We start from the raw sequence: 23985 nt of genomic DNA on the forward strand, positions 1-23985 counted from the left end.
TTTTCTGACAATACTGTGAGCATGAAGAATCCAGAGGAGGATATTATTATGAATTTGTTAGAAAAAACGAGAAAAATTAATGTGATGCTTCAAAAAACAATGGGTGGCAGCGGAGTAGGTTTCCAAGATCTCGCAAGGCTTTTATCTGAAGTGATTTCTGCAAATGTTTACATCATTACCGCAGATGGTTCGATCCTGGGAAGTGGAATGAATCAGGAGATCTCCCTGCAAGAAGAGGGTCGTTCATCCACGCAACTGCAGGAAGGTGTACATCAGAAGCTGCTGGAAGTGTCACAAACCTTGGCCAACGAGCCGGTTACCAGCCCGTACAGCCTGGTTCCAAAAGAGTTGAATTCAATCTTCCCGCAAATGATGACGACGATTGTTCCTATCAATGCAGGGGGAAGCCGTCTTGGCACACTCGTCTTGCTGCGTGCTTACGGTCAGTTTGAAACAGAAGATCTGATTTTGGGCGAGATCGGTGCTACCGTAATCGGTATGAAAATCGTTCGTCAGCGCACAGAACAGATTGAAAATGAAGTCCGTGACAAAACATTTGCCAAAATCGCACTCTCTTCGTTGTCCTACAGCGAACAGATCGCGATTGAAAAAATTATGGAGCAATTGGATGCACGCGAAGGTTTGCTAGTAGCTAGTCAGCTTGCAGATCAAGCAGGTCTGACACGATCTGTCATCGTGAACGCTCTTCGCAAGTTGGCAAGCGCGGGTGTACTGGAATCCCGTTCGTTAGGAATGAAGGGTACCTATATCAAAGTGCTGAATGACAAATTCCCTTCTGAATTGGCGAAATGGAAAACCTCATAATTTGCACGAACAACACAGAAGCTCTCCCTGTACGGGGAGGGCTTTTGTTTATGAATCAACGAGTATAGCAGAAACGATAAAACGTTCATAATTTAGCGATTGAATAAATGATTTTCTTCCCTTTATAATGTCCACAAAGGTTTAAACTTCAAAAAATTCAAAAATTAAAGTTCATACTTCAAAAGCGGATGGAGGGTCTAAGAATGAAGGTGATAATTGGTGGGATTGCGCATGAAACGAATACGTTTTCCAATGTGCCCACGACGCTCGAGATGTTTCAAAGCTATGAGTGGGATTATCATGAAACGATTGTGAATCGCAATCGGGGCGTTCGCAACTTTCCTGGAGGGATGGTGGATCGCGCCGAAGAGCTGGGCATCGAGCTTTTGCCGACCTTTCTCACCTTTACGTATCCAGCGGGGACGATTGTGCGAGAAGCGTATGACCGGATTAAAAAGGAGCTTCTTGACACAATTGCTGCGACAGAAGGTGCAGATGCCATTTGTCTGGGGCTTCACGGAGCGGGGGTTGTAGAAGGAATAGATGATCTGGAGGGGGACATTCTGGCATCAGTGCGTCAGTTGGTCGGTTATGACATTCCCTTAATTGTTACGCTCGACCTCCATGCAAACATGACACAAAAAATGGTGGATGAGGCCGATGCGCTCCTGGGTGTTCACCTCTACCCGCATGTGGATTGCTATGAACGTGGTATTGAAGCAATCGACCTTGCGCATAAGATGGTTACAGAAGGTATCAAGCCGACCATGCATTTGACCCGACTGCCATTATTGATTCCTACATCGGCTACTCATCATTCCCCAGCACGTGAAATAAACGAAGCCTGCTGGGCGTGGGAAAAGGAAGAAGGCGTCATCGACTGTGCATTCTTCCACGGTTTTCCGTACACAGACATTCCTGAGTTGGGCGTCTCCGTTTTGAGCGTTACGAATAACGATCAGGAGCTCGCCAAAAAAGTGAGCGAGGATGTCGCCAGTCTGATTTGGGAAAAGCGGGATGAATTCGAGCTGAACATGCCCACGCCTGCCGAGGGAATTGCGATGGCACTGCAAACGGAAGGCATGCCCATCGTAATCAATGAGACCTCAGATAATCCTGGCGGAGGCACACCCGGAGACGGAACGCATTTGCTGCGGGCGATGCTGGAAGCCAAGCTGACGAATGCATGCTTTGGTTTTATTTACGATCCCGAAGTAGTCCAGATTGCCCATCAGGCAGGAGTAGGTGCTACCATACAACTATCACTGGGTGGAAAGACAGACTACTTGCATGGAGAACCGCTTGAAGTAACAGCCTACGTCAAAGCTTTGACAGATGGAAAATTCATTGCGACAACGCCGATGGGGCAAGGGGGCCATGAGAATTTTGGCAAGTCCGTTCGTTTGCAAATTGACGGGGTTGATGTACTGGTTTGCTCCGTGAAATCGCAAGTGCTGGATGAGCAAATTTTTCTGTTGCACGGAATTGATGTGACCAAATACAAGATCGTGGCCTTGAAATCAAGCACACACTTCCGGGCATCCTTCGAACCGATTAGCGCACGCGTTATTACCGTCGATTCGCCGGGATTGACGACGCTCAACTTCCGCTTCTTCAAATACGAGCGCGCCATTCGTCCGATTTATCCGTTAGACCCAGCCACAGAGTGGAACCTACATCAATTGACAAGGAAGTAGATGATCATGGAATCCGTACAGGAGCGCATCCGCAAGCATTATCCGGAATTGACCAACCAACAAAAACTAGCAGCCAAATATATTCTCGCCGAGCCGAAGACCGTTGCACTGCAACCAGCCAAAGTTGTTGGGGCATTGAGCGGCACAAGCGAAACGACAATCATCCGACTATCCTATGCTCTCGCCTACTCCGGGTACAGCGAATTGCAAAATGAGATTCGCAGCTCCTTATTGGAAAAAGTCCCAAAAGCTGATGCCATCCACAGTTTCCGAACAGCGGCTGTTGAGATGAAGGGAAAACAAGATCTGATTTCTTATAACATGGAACAGGATGTTGCGTATATTCGGCAAACGTTAGGGGAGTTGCAAAAGAACCATCTTTTGCAAGCGGTTTCAAGTATTATGGCAGCCAAACACATTCTCGTTGTAGGGTTTCGCAGCTCCTATGCTCCAGCCCATTGGCTCGCCTTTACATTGAATGTCGTCAGAGGAAACGCGCATCTGTACAATGGGCCAGTTGATGACGTCAACTATCTGTTGACCCAGATCAATCAGGAGTGGCTCGTGATCGCACTCTCCTTCCCCCGCTATACGAGTGAAACGATTCTGTTTGCAAAAGCAGCCAAAGAGAGAGGCGCCAAAATCATCGGGATTACAGACGATGAGCTATCTCCTATTGGGCCGGTAGCCGATCAAATTTTAAAAGTCAGCGCACCTGCTCCTACTGCTTTAAAAGGAATGACGGCGATCTTTTCCATGCTGAATATTTTGATCAGTGGTGTGGTTCAGGCTGATGGAGAACAGGTACAACAAAGACTGAAAGAATACGAAGAGACAAGTCGACAAATATACCCGTTTGCGGAAGGGACCGAAGTGTAACGGCAATTGATAAGGGGGACGGGAAATGAAAATTCACAAGTGGAAGCAAGGGGCCATGAGTGTATTTGTGGCAACGGCGTTGATTGCAGGCTGCTCCTCACAGCCGACCAATCAAACGGGGAATGACACGGCGGCCAAAGGGAACACATTAGTCATCGCTTCCTTGACGGACCCAGACTCGCTTGATATGCACAAAACGAGCTGGCTGAGTATGGAAAACAGTTTAATATACGAGCCTCTATTGACCCGTGATGCAACAGGCAAACTTCATCCGGGTTTGGCAGAGAAGTACGAAATCTCGCAGGACGGCAAGGTTTGGACATTCATCCTCCGCAAAGATGTCCGCTATCACTCTGGCGATCCAATGACGGCAGCATCCGTAAAAGATTCCTTTGACCGTTTGCTCGCCATTTCGCCTGTGAAGGGGCTTGCAGGTCCAATTGAAAAAGTGGAAGCAACAGACGAACATACGCTCAAGGTGCATTTTAGCCAACCGTTTGCTCCGTTTGTTAACGTCATTGTCGGTGGATTAGTCTCGCCTCTTGACGCCAAAAAGGCAAAAGAATTAGGGGATGGCTTCGCAGATAACCCATCTGCAACGGGACCGATCATTTTTGACAAACGCGAGCGGGGTGCTTCGCTCACCTACAAGAAAAATCCAGATTATAACTGGGGACCGGAGTACGCTGCCAACAAAGGTCCTCTGCAATTCGACAGCATGATGTTCCGGTTTATGAAAGACGACGATACACGCCTGATGGAATTCAAAAAGGGTACGGTTCATGTGTTGTATGATGCGCCACCGAACTCGGTTGCGGAGCTGGAGACACTGCCCGGAGTCAAGATTGAGAAAGTGATGGACATTGGAAACAAATACATCGCATTGAACAATAAGCACCCGTTGTTTTCAGATGTCCGTCTGCGCAAAGCAGTAGCCCTCTCCGTAGATCGCGATCCACTTGTTCAGGTAGCGTTGAACGGCTTCGGCAAGCCGGTCTATGGTCCTTTGGCACCCACGATTTATGGCTACAGTGAAGCGATTGAAAGCAAGGCGAAGCAGTTATATACGAGAGATTTAGGCAAAGCCAGGCAGTTGCTAGCGGAAGCAGGCTGGACGGACAGTAATGGGGATGGCATCGTAGATAAGGACGGGAAACCGTTGTCTTTAGAAATGCTCGTCTCTCAAGAGCCAGCATTTCAGCGAGCGGTGCAGATTTTGCAGAGCCAGCTGAAAGAAGCGGGTATTGATATGAAAATCAGCGTGCAAGAAATGACAACCATCAAAGAGCGTATTTCGAAAAAGTCGTATGACATGGCGTTGATGTACTACGGCTGGTTTGATGCGGATATCTTGTACCTCATTTTTGAAAAGAGCAATTCAACAAGCCGTACTCATTACAACAACCCTGAGTTGGATGTTTTACTGAATAAAGGACGTTTGGAAATGAATGAGCAGGCGCGTCTCAAGATTTACGAAGAGGCACAGGAGATTTTGGTAAATGATTTGCCGTGGGTCCCTTTATGGGTAAGTGAAACGGTGATAGCCACACGCGGCGTCAAAGGCTTTACGGTCAATCCGTACACGCAAGGCATTACGTTGCATGATGTCACGCTCGAAAAATAGACAACGGAGGTGAAGGCATGCGCCGATATGTAATAAAAAGATTACTTTCCCTGGTGGGTACACTGCTTGGCGTATCCGTCCTGATCTTCTTGATGGTGCATCTCATTCCGGGCGATCCCGCAACACAAATACTCGGACAGTTTGCGACACCAGAGGCTATCAGTCAAATGAGAGCGAAGCTTGGTCTTGACCAACCACTGTGGCAGCAGTACTTGCGGTTTGTCGGAAACCTGTTCGCTGGCGATTTGGGAACATCGTTATTCACTGGTGAAAAGGTATGGGATCAGATTATGAACCGTTTCCCGATCACCATGCAGCTTGCCATTCTTAGTGTAATCATTGCCGCAATATTCGGTATTTTGTTGGGCACGATTGCTGCTGTCAAGCAAAACACCATCATCGATCGGCTTGTGGTGCTTGCCTCGTTACTCGGTATTTCGGCACCCGGCTTCTGGATTGCCTTGTTTCTCATCTGGATTTTTGCTTACAAGCTGGCCTTGTTTCCGATTTCCGGCTATGAGGGGATTCACTCCCTGCTGCTGCCAGCGATCACGTTGGGTTTGGCGGAAGCGGGGATGATCGCCCGAATGACCCGCTCCAGCATGCTGGAAGTCATCAGGCAGGATTACATGCGGACAGCCGAGGCTAAAGGGGCGGCGCTTTTCCGAGTCATTTTGAGCCATGGTCTGCCGAATGCCATTATTCCTGTTGTCACGATGTTAGGCTTGCAGTTCGGTGCGCTCATGGCTGGAGCTGTGGTGGTGGAAACCGTGTTTTCTCTGCAAGGGATCGGCAGTCTGGCGATTGAGGCGATCAGTAAACGGGATATGCCGACCATACAGGGCATGGTGTTTTTCATGGCGTTGATTTTTGCCTTAACCAATTTGATCGTGGATCTGATTTACAGCCGGATTGATCCGCGAATCCATTTCGACTAAGGAAGGAGCGGATAGATGGTGAACAGTAATCGTCCGGAGTCGTATTGGGGAGGGATGGGCAAACGCCTGAGGCGCAATAAGACAGCAATGGCGGGTGTGGTTATCTTGATCGTCTTTACACTGGGATCGCTTCTTGCGCCAGTCATTGCCCCTCATCCTGTCGAACAAATGAACTTTAATAGCCGATTAAGCGCTCCGAATTTGACTCATCTTCTCGGAACGGATGATTTCGGCAGAGATATTTTTTCCCGTCTGTTGCACGGGGGGCGAATTTCCTTGCTGATGGGTTTGATAACAGTTGTGCTTTCTACCTTGATCGGAGTTACGCTCGGGATTATCGCTGGCTATTATCGTCGTGTGGATCTGTTTATCATGCAGGGCATGGATATTCTCATGTCACTTCCTGCACTGCTTCTGGCGATTGCTGTCATTGCGGTCTTGGGTCCAGGTTTAACGAATGCCATGATCGCGGTAGTCATTGCCGTTATTCCATCCTATGTGCGGGTCGTTCGCTCTGCGGTCTTATCCATAAGGGAAAAAGAGTATATTGAGGCTGTTCGCGCTCTGGGGATCAGGGACTGGCAGATTTTGCTGAAACACGTTTTACCCAATATTCTCTCCCCGATCATCGTGCTTTCCACCATTCAATTCGGTGTGAGTATTTTAGCAGCTGCGGCCTTGAGTTTTCTCGGACTGGGCGCGCAACCGCCGATGCCTGAGTGGGGAGCCATGGTTTTTGTCGGCAAGGCATTCTTGAGTCAGGCCTGGTGGATGTCCATTTTTCCTGGATTGGCCATCATGCTGGTTGTCCTTGGCTTCAATCTGTTAGGTGACGGATTACGGGATGCATTCGACCCGAAAACGAGGTAATGGATGAAGGGGGGCACGAGCTGATGAAAGAGGTACTTTTGGAAGTAAAGGATTTGCGTCTGCAGTTTAAGACGGACAAGGGCGAGCTGCCAGCGCTGCAAGGCATTTCCTTTCAACTGAAAAAAGGTGAGACGGTAGCGTTGGTAGGCGAGTCTGGCTGCGGTAAAAGCGTGACGTCCTTGGCGATTATGGGACTCTTGTCCCGGGCGAATGCACAGATGGAGGGAAGCATTCGATTTCGTGATATCTTATTGAACCAGTTGAGTACCGGTGAACTTCGCAACATTCGCGGAAAAGATATCGCGATGATATTTCAGGAGCCGATGACGTCGCTCAATCCGGTGCATACGATTGGCCGACAGCTAGAGGAAGTGTATCAGCTGCATACCGATTTATCGAAAAAAGAACGCCAAGCAAAAGCGATTGAGATGCTCAAAAAAGTTGGCGTGCCGAGGGCAGAAGACATCATGCGGGAATATCCCCATCAGCTATCAGGTGGGATGAAGCAGCGTGTCATGATTGCGATGGCGATGGCTTGCAACCCCGATTTATTGATCGCGGACGAGCCGACCACCGCGCTGGATGTGACCATTCAAGCGCAAATTTTGGAACTGATGAACGATCTGAAGGAAAACGATCATACCTCTCTGCTGCTCATTACGCATGACTTGGGTGTCGTGGCTGAAATGGCTGATCGTGTGCTTGTGATGTACTACGGGGAGATCGTAGAGGAAGCTGATGTTGCCAGTCTGTTTTCGCATCCGAAGCATCCGTATACGATTGGGCTTTTACGCTGCATCCCCGATCTGGATGAGGAGGAGAAGCTTCGCCTTGATCCGATTGAAGGCAGTGTCCCGCTGCTGGGTGAAGTGACACAAGGGTGTGCATTCCGCTTCCGCTGCTCACAGGCCGAGGAGCGATGTTACCAAGAAAAACCGCCGCTGATGGCAACGGGCACAGGCACACAGGCCGTTCGATGCTGGCTGTACGAGAACAAGGAGATGGCGGTATGAGGGATATCTTGTTATCGGTAAACGATTTAAAGACGTATTTTCCCATTAGCAAAGGATTGTTTCGCAATAGCGACGAAGTGATCAAGGCAGTCGATGGGGTTTCTTTCCAGTTGCGCAAAGGAGAAACACTTGGGCTGGTAGGAGAGAGCGGCTGTGGCAAGTCAACGACTGGTCGCAGTATCATGCGACTCATTGAGCCGACGAGTGGAACGATTGAATTTGAAGGGCAAAACATTTCAGAGATGTCGGCTGCACGTTTTCGTCCACTCCGCAAACGAATGCAAATCGTGTTTCAGGACCCGTATGCGTCGTTAAATCCACGAATGACTGTACAAGGGGCTTTGGAGGAAGCGTTAGGCGTCAAAAATCCGCAGATGTCGGCGAAAGAAAGGCGCGATCAAGTAAAGGAACTGCTTCAAATGGTCGGGCTGAATGCTCAATACGCTACTCGCTTTCCCCATGAGTTTAGCGGTGGGCAGCGGCAGCGGATCGGGATCGCTCGCGCACTGGCAGTGGAACCTTCATTAATCGTAGCCGATGAGCCGGTCTCAGCACTTGACGTCTCCATTCAGGCGCAGATCGTGAATCTTTTGCAGGATTTGCAGCAACGTCTAGGTTTGAGCTATTTGTTTATTTCACACGATCTAGGTGTTGTTCGCCACATCAGTGACAGAATTGCGGTGATGTATCTCGGACGAATCGTCGAAATCGCCAGCAAAAAGGATTTGTTTACGCGACCGTTACATCCGTACACAGAAGCGCTCATGTCAGCGGTTCCCAAAGCGAATCCGTTTCGGAAGAAGGAGCGAATCGTTCTTTCTGGGGATGTTCCCTCTCCGGCCAACGTTCCCGTAGGGTGTGCGTTCCATACCAGGTGCTCATATGCCACGGAAATTTGCCGTACAGTGCGTCCTGTCGCTACATTAGCTTCGCCGCAACATTATGTCGCATGTCATTTATATGGAACAGAAGGGATGAAGTACATTGAAAATCGAACGAATTGAATTGCAGCAACTACACATGCCACTTCGTTTCCGTTTTGAAACGAGCTTTGGATATACGACCATCAAGGAGCTCATTTTGGTTAGTGTGTATGGAGAGGGAGAGGTAGGGCACGCGGAAAGTGTGGCGATGTCAGCCCCTTATTATAGTGAAGAAACGACAGAGACAGCATGGCACATGATGGAAAAGTTTATGATACCGAAGCTGTTCACGAATGAGATCGAGACCCCTGAGGATGTGGATCGGCTGTTTGCCCCGATTCGCCGCAATAACATGGCGAAGGCGGCTTTAGAAGGCGCAATCTGGGATCTCTACAGTAAACAAAAAGGAATCTCTCTCGCCAAAGCATTAGGAGGAGAGAAATCTGTCATCGACGTTGGGATCAGCATCGGTATCGAACCGACTGTCGAGCAAGTTTTGGCAAAAGTAGAGCGCCATCTCGGTGAGGGCTACAAAAAAATCAAGGTAAAGATCAAGCCGGGCTTTGACGTAGAGGTGGTTCGAGCAATCCGCGAACGCTTTGGCGAGGGTGTCCCGTTGATGGCAGATGCGAACTCCGCTTACACAATGGAGCATCTGGATGTGATGAAGGAGCTGGATCAATATGGGCTGATGATGATCGAACAGCCACTCGCTCATGACGATATTATTGATCATGCCAAGCTGCAAAGGGAGCTGTCCACACCAATCTGCCTCGATGAAAGTATTCACAATGTGGATGATGCCAGAAAAGCGATAGAGCTAGGCAGCTGCGGCATTATTAATATCAAGGTGGGGAGGGTCGGTGGACTGACAGAGTCCAAGCGCATTCACGACTTGTGCCAGGCACACGGCATTCCGGTTTGGTGCGGAGGCATGATTGAGTCGGGTGTTGGCCGCGCGCACAACATTGCGATTACTTCATTGCCGAATTTTACGATCCCAGGTGATACAGCCGCCTCCAGCCGTTACTGGGAGGAAGACATCGTCGAGAATGGTGTAGAGCTGATGGCTCCCGGTCAATTGGCAGTTCCAGATAGCCCGGGTATCGGTTATACCCTGAACCAAAAGGCGATCGGCAACTATGTGATTCGCACGGCAAACTTCCGGCCTTAAACCAAAGCTTAATGAAAAAGGGGAGAAGGAACATGGCGGATTGGGTACAGTCGTTTGAGGAATACGCGCAAAAGCTGCTTGCAGAGGCAAAAGTAACAGGAACAGCAGTCGGATTGGCAGAGCAAGGAGAGCTGAGGTATTTCCATGGCTTCGGTTTGGCAGACAACACAGAAGACGCAAGAGCATTAACCGCTGATACGGTGTTTGGCATCGGTTCTGTGACCAAGTCCTTTACATGTGTAGCCATCATGCAGCTTCAGGACGCAGGAAAGCTATCCGTTCATGATCCGGTCATCAAGTATCTCCCTGAGCTCCGTACACCCAATGAAGCTTATACCCGGGAGATCACGATTCATCATTTGATGACACATACCGCAGGTTTTCCTCCTTTGGATACATTAGCGGGTGCAATGAAAAGAAGCATTGTAGAGGGAGGGGATGACCTGTCCTCTAGCTCCGGTCTTGCTTTTGATCTCGATAAAGTGGAAGAGATCAATACAAAAGAAGAATTCATGACCTATATCGGCAAGCTGAATTACGAGTTTCTAGGTGCGCCTGGAACGGAATTTAGCTACTCCAACGACAGTTACGCCATGCTCGGACTGATTATTGAACGAGTGAGCGGAATATCTTACGAGCAGTTTGTGAAGGACCATATTTTGGAGCCTGCCGGGATGAAGAACAGTGCTTTTCTCGTCGAAGATTTGCCAGAGGAAGCAGAGGTGGCTACGCTATTCACCCGAAAAAGCCCAAAGGATGGCGGTGAGGTTTACCGTTCCCCTTCCTGGTGGGATTCACCATCGATGCGGGCAGCTGGCTTTCTGAAATCAACCATTCACGATCTATTGCGCTATACGGAAATTTTTAGAACGGGTGGAATGGTGGGCGAGAATCGCTTGCTCTCACCTGAGAGTGTGCAGGCCATGACGGCGCCTCATTTCTCGATTTCGCCGTTTCAAGCATACGGCTATGGATTGTTTGTAGCCAATTGCCATGATGGAACACTCATTGAGCATGGTGGAGCGATCAAGGGAGTTGCGGCACAAATTTTTGTTTTACCGGAGCGGGGCCTGACAGGAGCCGTACTGATGAACACAGATGGCGGGCCAATGGCCGATTTGATGCATGGCATTTTAAACGCAACTAATGGACACTCTTCGAATACAGTGCCGTTCCAATATCCGGATTATGAAATTTCTGTAGATGCACTCGCTGCATTTACAGGGGAGTACCGCTCGTCTGAAGGGGCGACTGTATCGGTAGAAATCGAAGAGAACGAGCTGGTAGCCAAGAGTAATGGAACGAATATTCCACTGCGTTCAGTGGGAGAAGACAGCTTCGTCATGAAGCGGGGAGAAACGGATGCGTTTATCCGCTTCGTCCGCGATGAGGCAGGAGTAGTTACGCGGATGGGCTTTGGCGCTCGTCAGCTAATAAAGGTCTTTGCCGAAAAAGAACAAACTGTATAATAAAGCAAAACGCGTACCTGCAAGAGCTCATGCTTGCGTGGTGCGCGTTCTTTCTATTTATATAGGAGAGGCGTTACGATGAAAGGGTGGCAGAAAGTTGCTGCTCCTCTACCATAGGTCGTTTCCAGTTCGGATGCTGCTCCATTTGGCGAAACGAGCGGAAAAAGAACAGGCCAAGGCTGATACTTGCAAATATGATACCGCCAAAGAACAATAGAAGCCCCGGTGTTGCGATGTTTTTGGCGAGAAGAAAGGAGCACAGTGCATAGCTAACAGGCCCGAAGCCGACGGACATCAGGGAAAGCAATGACATGACACGACCGAGCATGTTGGCAGGGACGATACTTTGAATGTAGGTGATGAACGGAATATTCGTCATACTGAGTGCCATTCCGACGATCCATTTTTCCAAAGGGAATTATTTGTTGCCAGCGTACTCATCTCCATTCCCCTCCTTCTTTTTCTTCACCACAATCTTGCCAGTGATATGCTTGAATTCAGATGGTTGGTGCTCAGAGTTATCAGGTAAGGAATCGTCTTCTGCGACGTAGTAGCGTTCATTCGTCATGAACCCGACCGTGACCATGTAAAAGTTTTCAACCGTATCCTCCTCTTCTCCAGCAGCAATCCTCTCCAAGTAACGATCTTCCATTTCCGATAGCTCCTCAAGTAAAGCCTTATATTTATTGAGCCAAGCAAATATTTCTTTCCGAGGTGCTTTTACTTCGGAGTTAACTGCAATTGCAGGAGGACGATCCTCTTGATCCGAAAAGAGCATGAATGACTCGTCTGGTGCGTTATACAGGCGATTCATACTGGAGCGCAGGTGATTTAGCATCGTTTCCTGCAACAGGATACTGTCTTCGCGCAGGGAGGGCAGCAAATCATCACTTACTTTGAAGTCGTAAGCAACAGCCCGATAAAACTTTTGCACGATCCCGTTCTTTTCTTCCGTACGCACGACTTCAACGAAGCCGTGGCTTTCTAATTCCTTTAGGTGATAACGCACTTTAGAGGGAGAAAGGGAGAGAAGGGTAGCGAGCTGCTTGCCTGTGTATTCCTCCTTGACCAGCATCGTGATGATCTGTAGGCGCAAGGAATCGCTGACAGCTTTTAATTGATCCAAAGTTTCCACAACTACGTATCGTTTCAAGTCGATCAACCTCTTTCGCTGAACGTGGATATTTTTTTTAGACGTTCAATTTTATTTGAACGTATTGTAAAAACAAAACGATCCGTTTCGCAAGAATGAATTGCGCCTATTTTTCGACAAATGCTACAATATTAAAAACGGTGAGAGGATGTATTCCTGTGGCGATCTTACAACATCCCGTCTTTCGCCGTTTGTATACGGCCCACATTGTACACATCATCGGAAATGAATTTACATTTATTGCGGTCGTTGGACTATTACATGATTTAAGTGGATCGGGTCTTTCCTTTGCGGCAGGTACTGTGTTTCGCATGATCCCCTATGTATTTGCCAGCTTTTTCGCAGGGACACTTGTGGAGAATTGGGATAAACGGAGGGTCATGATTGTCGTCAATCTGCTTCGGGGCATACTCGTCAGTTTGTTTTTCTTCATCACTTCTGCGACCTACTTATGGGTGGCTTTTTTGTTATTGATCCTGGTTAATATTTGCAGTGCTTTTTTCCAACCAGCCATGCAAGTAGCGATCGTACAATCCGTGGAGGAAAAGGACAGACTGGCTGCCAATTCCCTTTTACAGGGGACGACTTCGTTTCTCATTATTGTTTGTCAGGGTATGGCAGCAGTTCTGGTTTACTTGTTCTCGTATCGTTACAACTTTTTGCTCGATGCCGCCTGTTATTTGTTGTCGCTGTTCGTCTTGCTGCCGCTCCCGCATATCGCCAATTCTGTTGATTCGAAAGCGGTTGTACCTTTTATGGAAAGGCTAAATGAGGGCTTCCGCTATATCGGCAAACATCGGGAAATTGCCAGTGTCATCGGCTATCAGATGGCGGAACGGGTGTGTGGCGCCTATTACATTATGCTGATGTACTATGTTCTTACGGAGCGGGGAGAGGGCTTGTATGTATTCGGACTCTTGGATATTCCGTTGGGACTCGGAGGTGTGATCGCTGGGATTGCTGTGAACAAGCTGTCTGATAGTCTGAGTGAAAAAGCAACATGGCGTGTCCAAGGATGGGCACTCGTAGCGATGGGATGCTCAATTATCGCCGTGTTTCATGCAAAACCACTACTTGGAATGGCGATCGCCATCCTGTTTGCATCAACGGCTCAGTTTAGCTCATCGATATTGTCTGTGACAAAGTTACAACGACTCTCTGATCCTGCTTATTTGGCTCGCGTTTTTTCCATTCGGGAAATGGCGACCATGGGGAGCTTTTCTGCGAGCTGCTTGATTCTCGGATTCAGTGCGGAGCAGGTCGGCAGTGCTGCTGTCTCCGTGTGGCTTGGCTTCTTTGGGGTAGCAGCAGGACTTCTGTGGCTTTGGAGCCGTCGTAAGTTGCAAAAAGATCGCAGACGTTCAGTGATGACATAGGAGAGGTTCCTCTGCTGATTTGGAGCAGAGGTTCTTTTATATACGAAATAAAACTTTTTAATTTAATAAATATAATTATTGAAAAAGTATGAACCTGAATATACAATGAATGGAAAATAGAGAAAAAGGAAGATGCAGCATGAAGGAATTATGGCGGCAGCGTTCATTTCGCTGGTATTGGATGGGGATGTTCTTATCTAGTCTGGGGGATCAGTTTGGCTGGATGGGCTTGACGTGGTTTGTCATGAATAAAACAGGCTCACCTGCTGCGATGGGTGGGGTTGTTCTTGCGTATATGCTCCCTGCTGTTTTTGCTGGTTTAGTAGCGGGAGTTTTGCTGGATCGATTTGATCGACGCAAGCTCATCATGATGGACAATGTGGCGCGAGGGCTTATTTTTATAGCGCTGGTCGCATTATTGCAGGTCGATCAGGTTCCACTATTTGTGATATACATACTAATTGTGATTGCAGGAATCCTTTCTCCGTTGAGCACTGCTGGGGCGCAGACTTTGTTGCCGAGAATCGTCTGGGACAAAAATCAATTGGTCAAAGCGAATGGCGTGATGGAAACGCAATGGCAAATTGTTTATATGTTTGGACCGGCACTCGCGGGTGTTTTAATCGGGTTGATTGGGGAAGCTTATGTTCTGTTGATTGATGCGGCCAGCTTTTTCGTATGTGCATTCTGCTTCTCCCGGCTGCCGCGTGAGCTTACGAAAAGTGCGAATCCGGCAGCGATTGTAAAAGGTCAAATGGGAGTGTTCGTGCGTTCTCTCTTGAGTGACATGCGAACAGGGTATCGCTACATATTTGGACGCAAGCAATTGATCATTCTTGTTTTCTTTACGTTTTTATTTAACATGTCGTATGGCCCCATTGAAATTGCACTACCCCTGTATGCGAATCAGGATTTGGCAGGAGGATCTGTTGCGTTAGGGATGCTGTGGTCTTCTTTGGCAGTTGGGGCTTTACTAGGCTCACTCTTTTTTTCGACGGTTACGTGGAAACTTCCGTTGGGGTCGACGCTGGCAGGAATTATTGTGACGTGGGGATTGACCACATTGCCAATCGCTTTGTTCTCAAGGCTGGAGATCGCAATGGCTTCGATAGCTGTGGCGGGCTTTTGCTTTGCTCCCTATAACATCATGTACAGAAGTTATCTGCAAAAGCAGGTGCCCGATGCTCTCTTGGGGAGGGTATTAACCAGCGTTCGCACAATTACGGGGACAGGGATGCCGGCGGGAGCGGCTGTCTCCGGCTTCCTCATCCCTTTTCTGGGCGTTCAAGGGATCATTGGAGCCGGAGCAGCCGTATGTATCATTTTCGGTCTCCTTGCATTCGGGGCATTGAAAAACTTGGAGGATTCCTCGTCACTTCCTGTTGAGGAGCGGTGAGACGAGTTGTTTTAGCCACTGAGGCATTAAGAAGTAGATGCGGGAGAGCGCATGAAGACGAAATGGCATGGCAACCTCCGGACGCTTTGCTTTCGCCGCTCGATAAATAGCCTTTGCCGTTTGTTCCGGTGTCAGCAAATACCGATTCACTTTGCTACGATAGCTGCCCGTTTTGTCTGCCTTATCTAAAAAGGGTGTGTCGATCGGCCCTGGCATCGCACACGTTACAGCGATACCACTGCCTTGCAGCTCGTGGCGCAATCCTTCACTAAAGCGGATGACGGCTGCTTTGCTGGCTGCATATACTGCAGCTTTGGCTGTTGCAACTTGTCCAGCGAGGGAGGCAACCGTAATAATATGACCTTGCTTTTGTTGGAGCATCATCGGCAAAAAGGCACGGGTCGTGTAAAGAACACCGGAAATATTTGTTCGCAGTGTTTCTTCCAGCTCCTCTACGCGCATTTCGATCAGTGGTTCAAAGACGGCCATCCCGGCATTGTTGTAAAGAAAATCGCAACGTTCGAAGCGGATGTGCACCCATGCAGCGAACTGCCGAATGTCTTCGTTGCTGCTGACGTCTAACGGGTAATGATGGAGACGATCAGGATAAACTTTTTGTAACGAAACGAGTTCCTGGGTAATCGTTTTCCGGCTTGTGGCAATGACACAGTCTCCTTTTTCCAAATGGAGTCGTGTCAAAGCTAGACCAAGGCCACCAGAAGCTCCGGTGATGATGACAATACGGGCAGTCGACATGTCATTCTCTTCTTTCCTTGTAGAGTTTGTTTCCATTGTAAATGGCAAAGTATAAGCCCCTAAGTTGATGTGAAGGCTAGCCTCTAGGGGGTGAATGCACATGCCAGCAGTAAAATGTTCTGTTGCAAACTGTGAGTACTGGGCGAAGGGCAATCTTTGCAGCGCCGAAGAAATCATGGTGGAGATTGACGCACACGCAACTGTTAACTTGAAAGAAGAGTTTGCAGGTGAGTATGGTCAAAATACGCAGCATAAGGATCAGGCTTCCACTTCGTCTGAGACCTGTTGTCTGACGTTTAAGCCGAGGACATCCGAAAAGAAATAACGCGGCTTCGGCGCAAAAAGGACGTATCCCTTAATGGTGATACGTCTTTTTGCTATTCAACCTATACGCTTGTCTTAGCCGGAAAAAGCTCGTTGACTTTTTGGGCAACTTCTTCCCAAGAAGTGACTCGATGGACGAGCGGAGGTAGGGAAGCTTGGTTATACGGAGTGTCAAACAAGAACACGGGAATTTGCAGTGCTTCTGACAATTGCAAAGCGTTCTCCAGACGATCCTCCAAAAAGAGATCCACACCCCACTTGCGTGCAGCTGACAGCTTGTCGTGGCTCCCAATCAAATCCACTTCATGATGAGGGATATTGTAGCGAGCAAACCATTGTAAGGTCACATCGCGGTGACGATCCTCACGAGCACTTATATATACCAGCTTGTGGGAGGAAAACCAATCGCGCAAAACCTGATCGGCAATTCCATGAACAGGCGCACCATCATAAAGGCGCTCCCCATTTTGATCCAGCCACATTTCAAACTCTGCGTCCGTGATTTGATACACGTTGGCTAAATTGTACTCCACACAATCTTCATATCGTAAATCTCTTCCAAAGCTCTCATTCATCAACGGAACAATACTGCTAGGTGATGTGACTGTACCGTCAATATCAATGCCAATGGTTAGGATTTTGTCTGGTTTCATTCTCTCGCCTCCCGTTTAAATTGTACAACGTAGGCAGACAATAAGGCTACTTCCTTCACTTAATTAATCCTTTACCAAAAAAGGGGCTGAGCATGCTATGTTGGATCGACATGAACGTAATGATGCGAAGCGGAAGGAAGACACCGGTTTTTCCGAGACGGTTGATCAGCACGACAGGGAGTTTGCAGCGAATACTTGGACACAGGCCGTCTTTGACGAAGAGGAAAATCGGTCTAGGCGCAGGGTTCACTACGACCCCCACTCTTTGACAGAGCGCTATACAGGCGAGCTGGATGAGGAGAGAAAGGACTTTTCGGAGCGCTTGGATGGCGTTGTTTTGACAAAAGAAGACCGTTCACCGGTTGCCAAAGTCAGAGATGACGACATCGAGGCGGCGGCAGAAATCGCCGAGCCGTTTCCGACCAGTCGTGCTGCCAGTGAGATCGACACAGACGAGGATAACCGGGAAAAAGGGGCCAGCGGTATCGGGATGACTGGCTTGGGCTTATCGATCCTGTCCCTGTTTCTCATGCCGTACTTGGTGGCTCCAATTGGTATGGTGCTTGGCTATCTGGCGTATCGACGCAACTCGAAGACGCTGGGAGTTTGGGCGATGATCATAGGTGCTGTTGCCATTTTGGGCGCATTAGTCATCTACCCGTATTATACGGCTCGCTAAAAGCATCAAACCGCAAACCCTCTCCAGTTCGTTCAAAGCCGGAGAGGGTTTTTTATGCTGCGCTACTGCTATTTGTACAAAGAGGAAACAAAAGGCGTAATGGCTGCGATCACGGCGTCACAAAACACATCGGAACGACGTACGCGATTATCCGTTAAAAGAGAATAGGCGCCGCCACGATGATTACTGCCAACGGTTTTCCCCCATTCATCAATGATGGTACTGAGCTCAATTTGCTCCTGCTGGATTCGGTGAACGGCTTGATTCGGGATAGGAAAAGCCAACCCCTTACCAATAAATAGCTCACTTCCATTCCAGGCTGCGCAGATGGAAATCAAATACCACTGCTTTGTAAAACGCTCATCGTACATAAGTCCGCCTTCCAAGCCTAGCCCAATGTCTGCTTCTGGGGTTTGACTACGTGCAGCTTTTGCTCGATTGATCGCTCCTGTAATCGTCTCTTCTTCACTCATCGGCTGAGCCGATACGCCCGAGGGGACGGATATGCAGAAAGGCTCCGTTCCGGTTGCTTTTTGCACAGCGAGACGCTTAGCTTCATTTTTCGTTCCGAGTGCATAGCGGAAAATATGATAATCCAACGGCTTGTTCCACCTCTTTCCATCATCGATGCTAGTGGTAGTATACCACCTTTTGATTCGACCGCGATTCTCTAGGTTGTGTTAAGATAATAGGCATAGATAATAGTCAGACTCAGCATACGAAAGAGAAAGAGGAGTGGACGATGAAATTTACAAAGCTGCATGGCTTGGGGAATGATTACGTTTACGTCAACTGTTTTGAGGAAGACTTGTCGCGTGTAGATTTACCCGAATTGGCTAGAAGGGTGAGCGATCGGAATTTTGGCATTGGGGGCGATGGACTGATCCTCATTATGCCATCGGAGCGAGCTGATTTTCGCATGCGGGTCTTTAACAATGATGGCAGCGAAGCAAAAAACTGCGGAAACGGCTTGCGCTGTGTGAGCAAATACGTATACGATCACGGTTTGACAGAGCAAACAACGTTTACCGTGGAGACGTTGGGAGGGACCGTCACTCCTGTTGTATCGCTAGGAGCAGATGGTAAGGTCGATCAAGTAACGATCGATATGGGGGAGCCTCATTTTGAGCGAGCAGCAATTCCGATGACAGGCATTCCTGAGGAGCAAGTGCGAGAAGAGGTGATCGAGGTCGGTGGAACGGCGTTTACGATGACGGCTGTTTCGATGGGCAATCCCCATGCCATCCTTTTCGTGGATGAAGTGAAGGAAGAAGATGTTCGTCACTACGGACCATTGATCGAGTATCACGAATGGTTTCCAGAGCGAACCAACGTCGAATTTATCCAAATTTTGAATCACGAGGAAATTCTTTTCCGTGTATGGGAGAGGGGATCAGGTGTAACGCTTGCCTGTGGGACGGGAGCTTGCGCTGCTGCAGTAGCTGCCCACTTGAGCGGGAAGACCGGTAGAAAAGTCACTGTCCACCTGGCAGGAGGCGATCTCTTTATTGAATGGAAGGAAGCGGATAACCGCGTCTATATGACGGGCCCGGCAACTGAAGTTTTTTCTGGTGTGTATTTGGGGGAGATCCCTTTTAAATAACAGCAAATCCAAAACCGTTCCGTCGCAACCGACAGGAGCGGTTTTTTACAAAAAATAGCGTGGTCACGGCCAATCCTACATGCCGTCACCACGCTATCGAATTCGAATAAGTGTCACGCGTTGTACACCTCATTTAGGTATGCGACTTCCGTACTGTCGTATTGAGGGGTATTCTTGTTCATCTTCGTAAGTTCTGCTTGCAGTCTTTTCAATTCGGCTTCCATCTTCTTGATTTCTTCTTGCATAGCTTGTGCTGTCATGGTGGTTCTCTCCTTGTTGTTGTTTTTTATCTAAATTTATTGACTATTCTAACGAAAGGCCAAAACAATGTAAATAGCCTATATCTGGATGTAAGCGCTTTATCCGTGAATAGTCTGTGAACGGTTGTTCAGATTGTCTGATTTGGTCTTTTGAGAGCAAGGCACTCTGGGAAAAATAAGGCCGAGAAGTGTAATACTTTGTATGTTCTTTACGAAAAGTCATGTTATGATGAAGCGTAGTATTCGGGCCTTTTGCCCTTAGGAAGGTGTGTACTGGTGATTTACTTGGACAACAGTGCGACTACCCGGCCTCATCCTCAAGTGATTGAAACCGTTAGACGCGCGATGGAAAGCTACTATGGAAACCCGTCTTCTTTGCATCAAAAAGGCGTAGAGGCGGAAAATGTACTGAAGCAGGCGCGAAAGGTTGCCGCTCAGTACTTAGGCTGTAAAGAAAGTGAAGTTATTTTTACTTCAGGTGGTACGGAGAGCAATAATACGGCGATCAAGGGCGTAGCCTTTCAATATCAAAACAGAGGGAAACATATTATTACGACGCAGGTAGAGCATCCGGCTGTTTATGATGTTTGCAAGCAGTTGGAAGGTCTGGGATTTGCTGTGACGTATTTGCCGGTAGATCGTGAAGGTCGCGTGTCGGTAGAAGCTGTTCAAAAGGCAATGCGTCCGGATACGATTCTCGTTTCGGTCATGCATGTGAACAACGAGTTGGGAACCATTCAACCGATCTTGGAAATCGGACAATGGTTAAAGCAATTCCCGAAAGTTCTGTTTCACGTCGATGCTGTCCAAGGAATTGGGAAAGTTCCTTTGCGCATCAAGGATTCAGGGATTGATCTGTTGAGTGTCTCTGCGCACAAGTTTTACGGTCCTAGAGGAGTCGGCATTTTGTATAAACGAGAAGGCTTGATCATTCACCCATTGATGATGGGTGGCGGTCAAGAAGGCGGTGTTCGCTCAGGAACGGAAAACCTCCCAGCCATCGCCGGTATGGCAAAAGCAATCCGGATTTTAGAAGAACTGGGTAGCGTCGAAATGATCAGGCTGCAAAAATTGAATCAACAGCTTCGTGAAGGGATTGCAACGATTGAAGGTTGCATTGTGAATACCCCGGAAGCGAATACGGCTCCCCATATTATGAATTTGTCAGTACCAGGAGTAAAAGCGGAAGTCCTGTTGCATGCTTTGGAGGAAAAAGGCTTTCTGATATCCACCAAGTCGGCGTGCTCATCCAAAGTCAATGAGCCGAGCAGAGTTCTGACTGCGATTGGCATCGAGCGGGATTGCGCGCTGTCGTCTCTGAGGATTAGTCTGGGCCGAGAAAATACAGCGGAGGACATTCAGCAGTTTTTGAAGGCACTAGAGGAATGCGTCAGTGTGCTTCGTACTTATATCAAACAACAACCTGCCCCCGCTCATAGAAAATAGTGTGGACAACTAAAAGGAGATAAACATGAACTACGATGTTATTTTAATTCGTTATGGTGAGTTGGCGCTTAAAGGGAAAAACCGGGATCAATTCGAAGAAGCCCTTGTAAAGAGTGTGAGAAACGTACTGCGCTCGTTTTTTAAAGTAAAAGTTCGACGCAATTACGGCCGGATGTATGTGGAGCTGCATGGCGAGGACGCCTATGCGGTTATGGAGCGTTTGAAGCGCGTTTTTGGTATTTCTTCCTTTAGTCCGACGATCCAGGTAGATCCTGATATTGAAACAATCAAGGAAAAAGCACTGGAGATGGTCCGTCAATTAAATCCACAGCCGCGTACGTTCCGCGTGGTTTCCCGCCGGGCTGATAAACGCTATCCGATTCCTTCTATGGAAGTCAATCGAATGGTAGCAACGCATATCCTGCGCGCACTGCCAGCTATCAGTGTAGACTTGCATGAGCCGGACACCATCGTGAATGTAGAAATTCGCACAGAGGGTACTTACCTTAGCTGTGAAACCATCCAGGGACCTGGTGGCTTGCCAGTTGGGGTGAGCGGAAAAGTACTGCTGCTTCTATCTGGGGGTATCGACAGTCCCGTAGCAGGTTGGATGATGCTGAAGCGTGGTGTGACGCTTGAAGCGATCCACTTCCACAGCTATCCGTTTACGAGCGAGCGCGCTTTGCAAAAAGTACGTGATTTGGCTCATAAGCTGACGAAATGGGGAGGAACTGTTCGTCTCCACGTCGTACCGTTTACCGAGATTCAGACCGCCATTCGTGAAAAATGTCCAGAAGACTATTTGATCACCATCATGCGTCGCTTCATGATGCGCATTTCGGAGCGTGTTGCGGAAAATACCAATGCCAAGGCACTCGCAACAGGAGAAAGCCTCGGTCAAGTCGCATCGCAAACTTTGGAAAGCATGGACACGATCAACAAGGTGATTTCAATTCCAATCCTGCGACCGCTCGTCGCCATGGACAAGGTAGACATCGTGGACATTTCTCGCCAAATCGATACGTACGAGCTTTCGATTTTGCCGTATGAAGACTGCTGCACAGTGTTTACACCGAAAAATCCTGTAACGCGACCGAAGCCTCGCCTCGCTGCAAAATTTGAGGAAGCGCTGGATGTAGAAGCGTTAGTGGAGGATGCTGTAGCGCGAACTGAAATCGAAGAGATTACAACGAAGCCAAAAGAAACGACAACCGACTTGTTCTAACTACAAGTATAGAGAAACTCGCGACACGGGGGAGAAGGAACCATGATAATCCGTTATGAGCGCAATGGTAAGGTGAAGCATGGCTGGATGGTGGAAGAGGATCGCAAAGTACGCGTGATTGAAGGGGACATATACAAAATCCATACGGCAAAACCGATCATGACGGGCCTTGAGCTGCCTTTGGATGAGGTCACGTTAAAGGCGCCAAGTGATCCAAGCAAGGTCGTATGCATCGGATTGAATTACCGGGACCATGCGGCTGAGATGGGGATTGACCTGCCAAAAGAACCGCTGATGTTTTTGAAGCCATCAACAACAGTCATTGGACCTGGCGAGCCTATCGTCTATCCAAAGCTGACGCAGAACCTTCATTATGAAGGCGAACTCGCCGTGGTGATTAAGAAAGAGGCCAAGAAGATCAAGGCTGCGGATGCAGACGATTATATTTTGGGATTCACTTGTGCGATTGATGTGACCGCTCGTGATCTGCAGATGAGCGATGGGCAATGGACTCGGGCAAAAGGCTTTGATACGTTTTGTCCGCTTGGACCTGCTATTGCAGCCAAACTTGATTATCATAATTTGCGTATCGTGACACGAGTAAACGGGGAAGTTCGTCAGGATGCTCGCACAGACCAATTGATTTTTTCGATTCCGCAGTTGATCGAGGCTGTGACAGCGGTCATGACGCTTCGTCCCGGCGATGTTATTTTAACCGGGACGCCATCTGGTGTAGGTGAGCTTGTTCCGGGTGATGAAGTTTCGGTAACCATTGAAGGGATCGGAACCTTAACGACTCATGTAGTGGCTGAGGAGTAGTCGTACATTCTTTGATAAGATCGACCAAGCCCCCTGCTTGTTTGAAGTGGGGGCTTGGTTTTTTTATTTTATTCTTCTTCGTTCGGGTCATCATGAATGGGGTGCGCGGATGGGTCTTGTCTAGGAAGGTCTTGATGCATTAGCCTTGTTTCGTAAGTGAATCGAGTGGTGGTGGAATGCTGTCCCGGCTCCCAGCCTGTTGCTTTCCCTAAGCGAGCTTCGTTCGTGGCTGCTCCAAATGGCCCCTCAGGGAATTCTTCCTGAAGGATTTCATTGCGTTGTGACTCTACGGTAGATAATTCACTGTAATGATCGTTTTCGTATTCTTCATAGGTTGGTTTTGGATCCATAGTAACACCGCCATTTATTTGTTGGATGCTTCATGGGCATGGAGCTAAAAAGCCAAGCGTTTATAGTGTGAAATAAAAAGAGAATCGCTATTCGTTTTTCCTGTTGACTCCGTTACTTATTTCATTTATATTTAAATTCTGCTCGAAACAATCAATACAAATAAAAAATCATCAATAAAAAAGTGAGAGAAATACTTGACTTATATCTGGTGATTTTGTTATATTAGATCTTGTCGCTGCTGAAGCAAATGAAATGGTTAAAAAAACTTCTTGCAAAAAACAGCTGCTACATGATAAGATGGAAAAGTCGCCTTCGGGCGAATGAAACAAATTGCTCTTTGAAAACTGAACAGCGAAAGCGTTAATGAGTCTATCATTAAATGATTTGCCAGCTTTGAACCAGTAACAAACTTTATTGGAGAGTTTGATCCTGGCTCAGGACGAACGCTGGCGGCGTGCCTAATACATGCAAGTCGAGCGAGTCTCTTCGGAGGCTAGCGGCGGACGGGTGAGTAACACGTAGGCAACCTGCC

The 23985-nt window shown here is 48.2% G+C and carries 25 protein-coding genes and 1 rRNA gene; 19 read left to right on the forward strand and 7 right to left on the reverse strand.

What is annotated here, in order from left to right; genetic code table 11:
- Positions 1-48: 48 nt before the first annotated feature.
- The 10 genes from codY (at position 49) to M3630_RS11860 (ending at position 11412) form a co-directional block, all read left to right on the forward strand.
- Positions 49-825, forward strand: coding sequence for a GTP-sensing pleiotropic transcriptional regulator CodY (codY, locus tag M3630_RS11815; RefSeq protein ID WP_016742124.1), 777 nt, complete (start codon positions 49-51; stop codon positions 823-825).
- A 203-nt stretch (positions 826-1028) separates the two neighbouring features.
- The gene (locus M3630_RS11820; protein WP_232773852.1) at positions 1029-2522 is read left to right on the forward strand and encodes a M81 family metallopeptidase; all 1494 of its coding nucleotides are present in this window, start codon (positions 1029-1031) and stop codon (positions 2520-2522) included.
- Positions 2523-3401: a MurR/RpiR family transcriptional regulator gene (locus M3630_RS11825; RefSeq protein ID WP_173612365.1), complete on the forward strand. Its 879-nt coding sequence runs from the start codon at positions 2523-2525 to the stop codon at positions 3399-3401.
- A gap of 25 nt (positions 3402-3426) precedes the next feature.
- Complete coding sequence (locus tag M3630_RS11830) at positions 3427-5025, forward strand: ABC transporter substrate-binding protein (RefSeq protein ID WP_251252217.1); 1599 nt, start codon at positions 3427-3429, stop codon at positions 5023-5025.
- A 17-nt stretch (positions 5026-5042) separates the two neighbouring features.
- Positions 5043-5963 (forward strand): ABC transporter permease, encoded by a 921-nt coding sequence (locus M3630_RS11835; RefSeq protein WP_173612363.1) that lies wholly within the window; start codon positions 5043-5045, stop codon positions 5961-5963.
- Between the two features lie 15 nt (positions 5964-5978).
- The gene (locus M3630_RS11840; protein WP_173612362.1) at positions 5979-6833 is read left to right on the forward strand and encodes an ABC transporter permease; all 855 of its coding nucleotides are present in this window, start codon (positions 5979-5981) and stop codon (positions 6831-6833) included.
- 23 nt (positions 6834-6856) lie between these two features.
- On the forward strand, positions 6857-7846 hold the full coding sequence (locus tag M3630_RS11845) for an ABC transporter ATP-binding protein (protein ID WP_088908700.1): 990 nt from the start codon (positions 6857-6859) through the stop codon (positions 7844-7846).
- Entirely contained in the window at positions 7843-8850 is a 1008-nt protein-coding gene (locus M3630_RS11850; RefSeq protein ID WP_221868172.1) for an ABC transporter ATP-binding protein, read from the forward strand. The genes M3630_RS11845 and M3630_RS11850 overlap by 4 nt, the downstream gene beginning before the upstream one ends.
- Complete coding sequence (gene menC, locus M3630_RS11855) at positions 8831-9943, forward strand: o-succinylbenzoate synthase (protein WP_173612360.1); 1113 nt, start codon at positions 8831-8833, stop codon at positions 9941-9943. Before M3630_RS11850 ends, menC begins: the two co-directional genes overlap by 20 nt.
- A gap of 32 nt (positions 9944-9975) precedes the next feature.
- Positions 9976-11412 (forward strand): serine hydrolase, encoded by a 1437-nt coding sequence (locus tag M3630_RS11860; RefSeq protein WP_251252218.1) that lies wholly within the window; start codon positions 9976-9978, stop codon positions 11410-11412.
- A gap of 73 nt (positions 11413-11485) precedes the next feature.
- Here the strand turns inward: M3630_RS11860 and M3630_RS11865 are convergent, their stop codons facing one another.
- On the reverse strand, positions 11486-11803 hold the full coding sequence (locus M3630_RS11865) for a hypothetical protein (protein WP_251252219.1): 318 nt from the start codon (positions 11801-11803) through the stop codon (positions 11486-11488).
- A gap of 27 nt (positions 11804-11830) precedes the next feature.
- Positions 11831-12565, reverse strand: coding sequence for a transcriptional regulator (locus M3630_RS11870; RefSeq protein WP_251252220.1), 735 nt, complete (start codon positions 12563-12565; stop codon positions 11831-11833).
- 158 nt (positions 12566-12723) lie between these two features.
- Between M3630_RS11870 and M3630_RS11875 the strand changes: the two genes are divergently transcribed.
- Positions 12724-13941 carry an MFS transporter gene (locus tag M3630_RS11875; RefSeq protein WP_251252221.1) on the forward strand — a complete coding sequence of 406 codons (1218 nt, stop codon included), beginning with the start codon at positions 12724-12726 and terminating at the stop codon, positions 13939-13941.
- A gap of 139 nt (positions 13942-14080) precedes the next feature.
- The gene (locus tag M3630_RS11880) at positions 14081-15337 is read left to right on the forward strand and encodes an MFS transporter (protein ID WP_251252222.1); all 1257 of its coding nucleotides are present in this window, start codon (positions 14081-14083) and stop codon (positions 15335-15337) included.
- Here M3630_RS11880 and M3630_RS11885 read toward each other — a convergent pair.
- The gene (locus tag M3630_RS11885) at positions 15314-16093 is read right to left on the reverse strand and encodes an SDR family NAD(P)-dependent oxidoreductase (RefSeq protein ID WP_251252223.1); all 780 of its coding nucleotides are present in this window, start codon (positions 16091-16093) and stop codon (positions 15314-15316) included. The two genes, M3630_RS11880 and M3630_RS11885, sit on opposite strands and share 24 nt — an antisense overlap.
- Positions 16094-16193: 100 nt before the next feature.
- Here M3630_RS11885 and M3630_RS11890 point away from each other — a divergent pair, with 100 nt between their 5' ends.
- A complete protein-coding gene (locus M3630_RS11890) occupies positions 16194-16418 on the forward strand; it encodes a DUF1540 domain-containing protein (RefSeq protein WP_173612353.1) in 225 nt (74 codons plus the stop codon).
- Positions 16419-16479: 61 nt separating this feature from the next.
- Here M3630_RS11890 and M3630_RS11895 read toward each other — a convergent pair whose 3' ends face one another.
- The gene (locus M3630_RS11895) at positions 16480-17070 is read right to left on the reverse strand and encodes a 5' nucleotidase, NT5C type (protein WP_173612352.1); all 591 of its coding nucleotides are present in this window, start codon (positions 17068-17070) and stop codon (positions 16480-16482) included.
- A 97-nt stretch (positions 17071-17167) separates the two neighbouring features.
- Here M3630_RS11895 and M3630_RS11900 point away from each other — a divergent pair, with 97 nt between their 5' ends.
- Positions 17168-17749, forward strand: a complete 582-nt coding sequence (locus tag M3630_RS11900; protein ID WP_173612351.1) for a DUF1700 domain-containing protein — start codon at positions 17168-17170, stop codon at positions 17747-17749.
- Between the two features lie 68 nt (positions 17750-17817).
- On the opposite strand, the gene M3630_RS11905 is transcribed toward M3630_RS11900, so the two are convergent.
- Positions 17818-18348: a DUF84 family protein gene (locus M3630_RS11905; RefSeq protein WP_173612350.1), complete on the reverse strand. Its 531-nt coding sequence runs from the start codon at positions 18346-18348 to the stop codon at positions 17818-17820.
- Positions 18349-18491: 143 nt separating this feature from the next.
- Between M3630_RS11905 and dapF the strand changes: the two genes are divergently transcribed.
- Positions 18492-19352 carry a diaminopimelate epimerase gene (gene dapF / locus M3630_RS11910; RefSeq protein ID WP_251252224.1) on the forward strand — a complete coding sequence of 287 codons (861 nt, stop codon included), beginning with the start codon at positions 18492-18494 and terminating at the stop codon, positions 19350-19352.
- A 113-nt stretch (positions 19353-19465) separates the two neighbouring features.
- Here the strand turns inward: dapF and M3630_RS11915 are convergent, their stop codons facing one another.
- Positions 19466-19612, reverse strand: coding sequence for a hypothetical protein (locus tag M3630_RS11915; protein WP_232773860.1), 147 nt, complete (start codon positions 19610-19612; stop codon positions 19466-19468).
- Positions 19613-19888: 276 nt separating this feature from the next.
- Here M3630_RS11915 and M3630_RS11920 point away from each other — a divergent pair, with 276 nt between their 5' ends.
- Genes M3630_RS11920 through M3630_RS11930 form a run of 3 tightly spaced genes read left to right on the forward strand, consistent with a single transcriptional unit; the run spans position 19889 to position 23102 of the window.
- Entirely contained in the window at positions 19889-21058 is a 1170-nt protein-coding gene (locus M3630_RS11920) for a cysteine desulfurase family protein (RefSeq protein WP_237898908.1), read from the forward strand.
- A 25-nt stretch (positions 21059-21083) separates the two neighbouring features.
- Positions 21084-22283, forward strand: coding sequence for a tRNA uracil 4-sulfurtransferase ThiI (thiI, locus tag M3630_RS11925; protein WP_173612347.1), 1200 nt, complete (start codon positions 21084-21086; stop codon positions 22281-22283).
- Between the two features lie 42 nt (positions 22284-22325).
- Positions 22326-23102 carry a fumarylacetoacetate hydrolase family protein gene (locus M3630_RS11930; protein WP_251252225.1) on the forward strand — a complete coding sequence of 259 codons (777 nt, stop codon included), beginning with the start codon at positions 22326-22328 and terminating at the stop codon, positions 23100-23102.
- 68 nt (positions 23103-23170) lie between these two features.
- Here the strand turns inward: M3630_RS11930 and M3630_RS11935 are convergent, their stop codons facing one another.
- Positions 23171-23452, reverse strand: a complete 282-nt coding sequence (locus M3630_RS11935; RefSeq protein WP_015892359.1) for a hypothetical protein — start codon at positions 23450-23452, stop codon at positions 23171-23173.
- Between the two features lie 412 nt (positions 23453-23864).
- Between M3630_RS11935 and M3630_RS11940 the strand changes: the two genes are divergently transcribed.
- Positions 23865-23985 (forward strand): 16S ribosomal RNA (locus tag M3630_RS11940); the annotation flags it as partial.

The organism is Brevibacillus sp. MER 51 (assembly GCF_023714195.1).
Taxonomy (GTDB): Bacteria; Bacillota; Bacilli; order Brevibacillales; family Brevibacillaceae; genus Brevibacillus.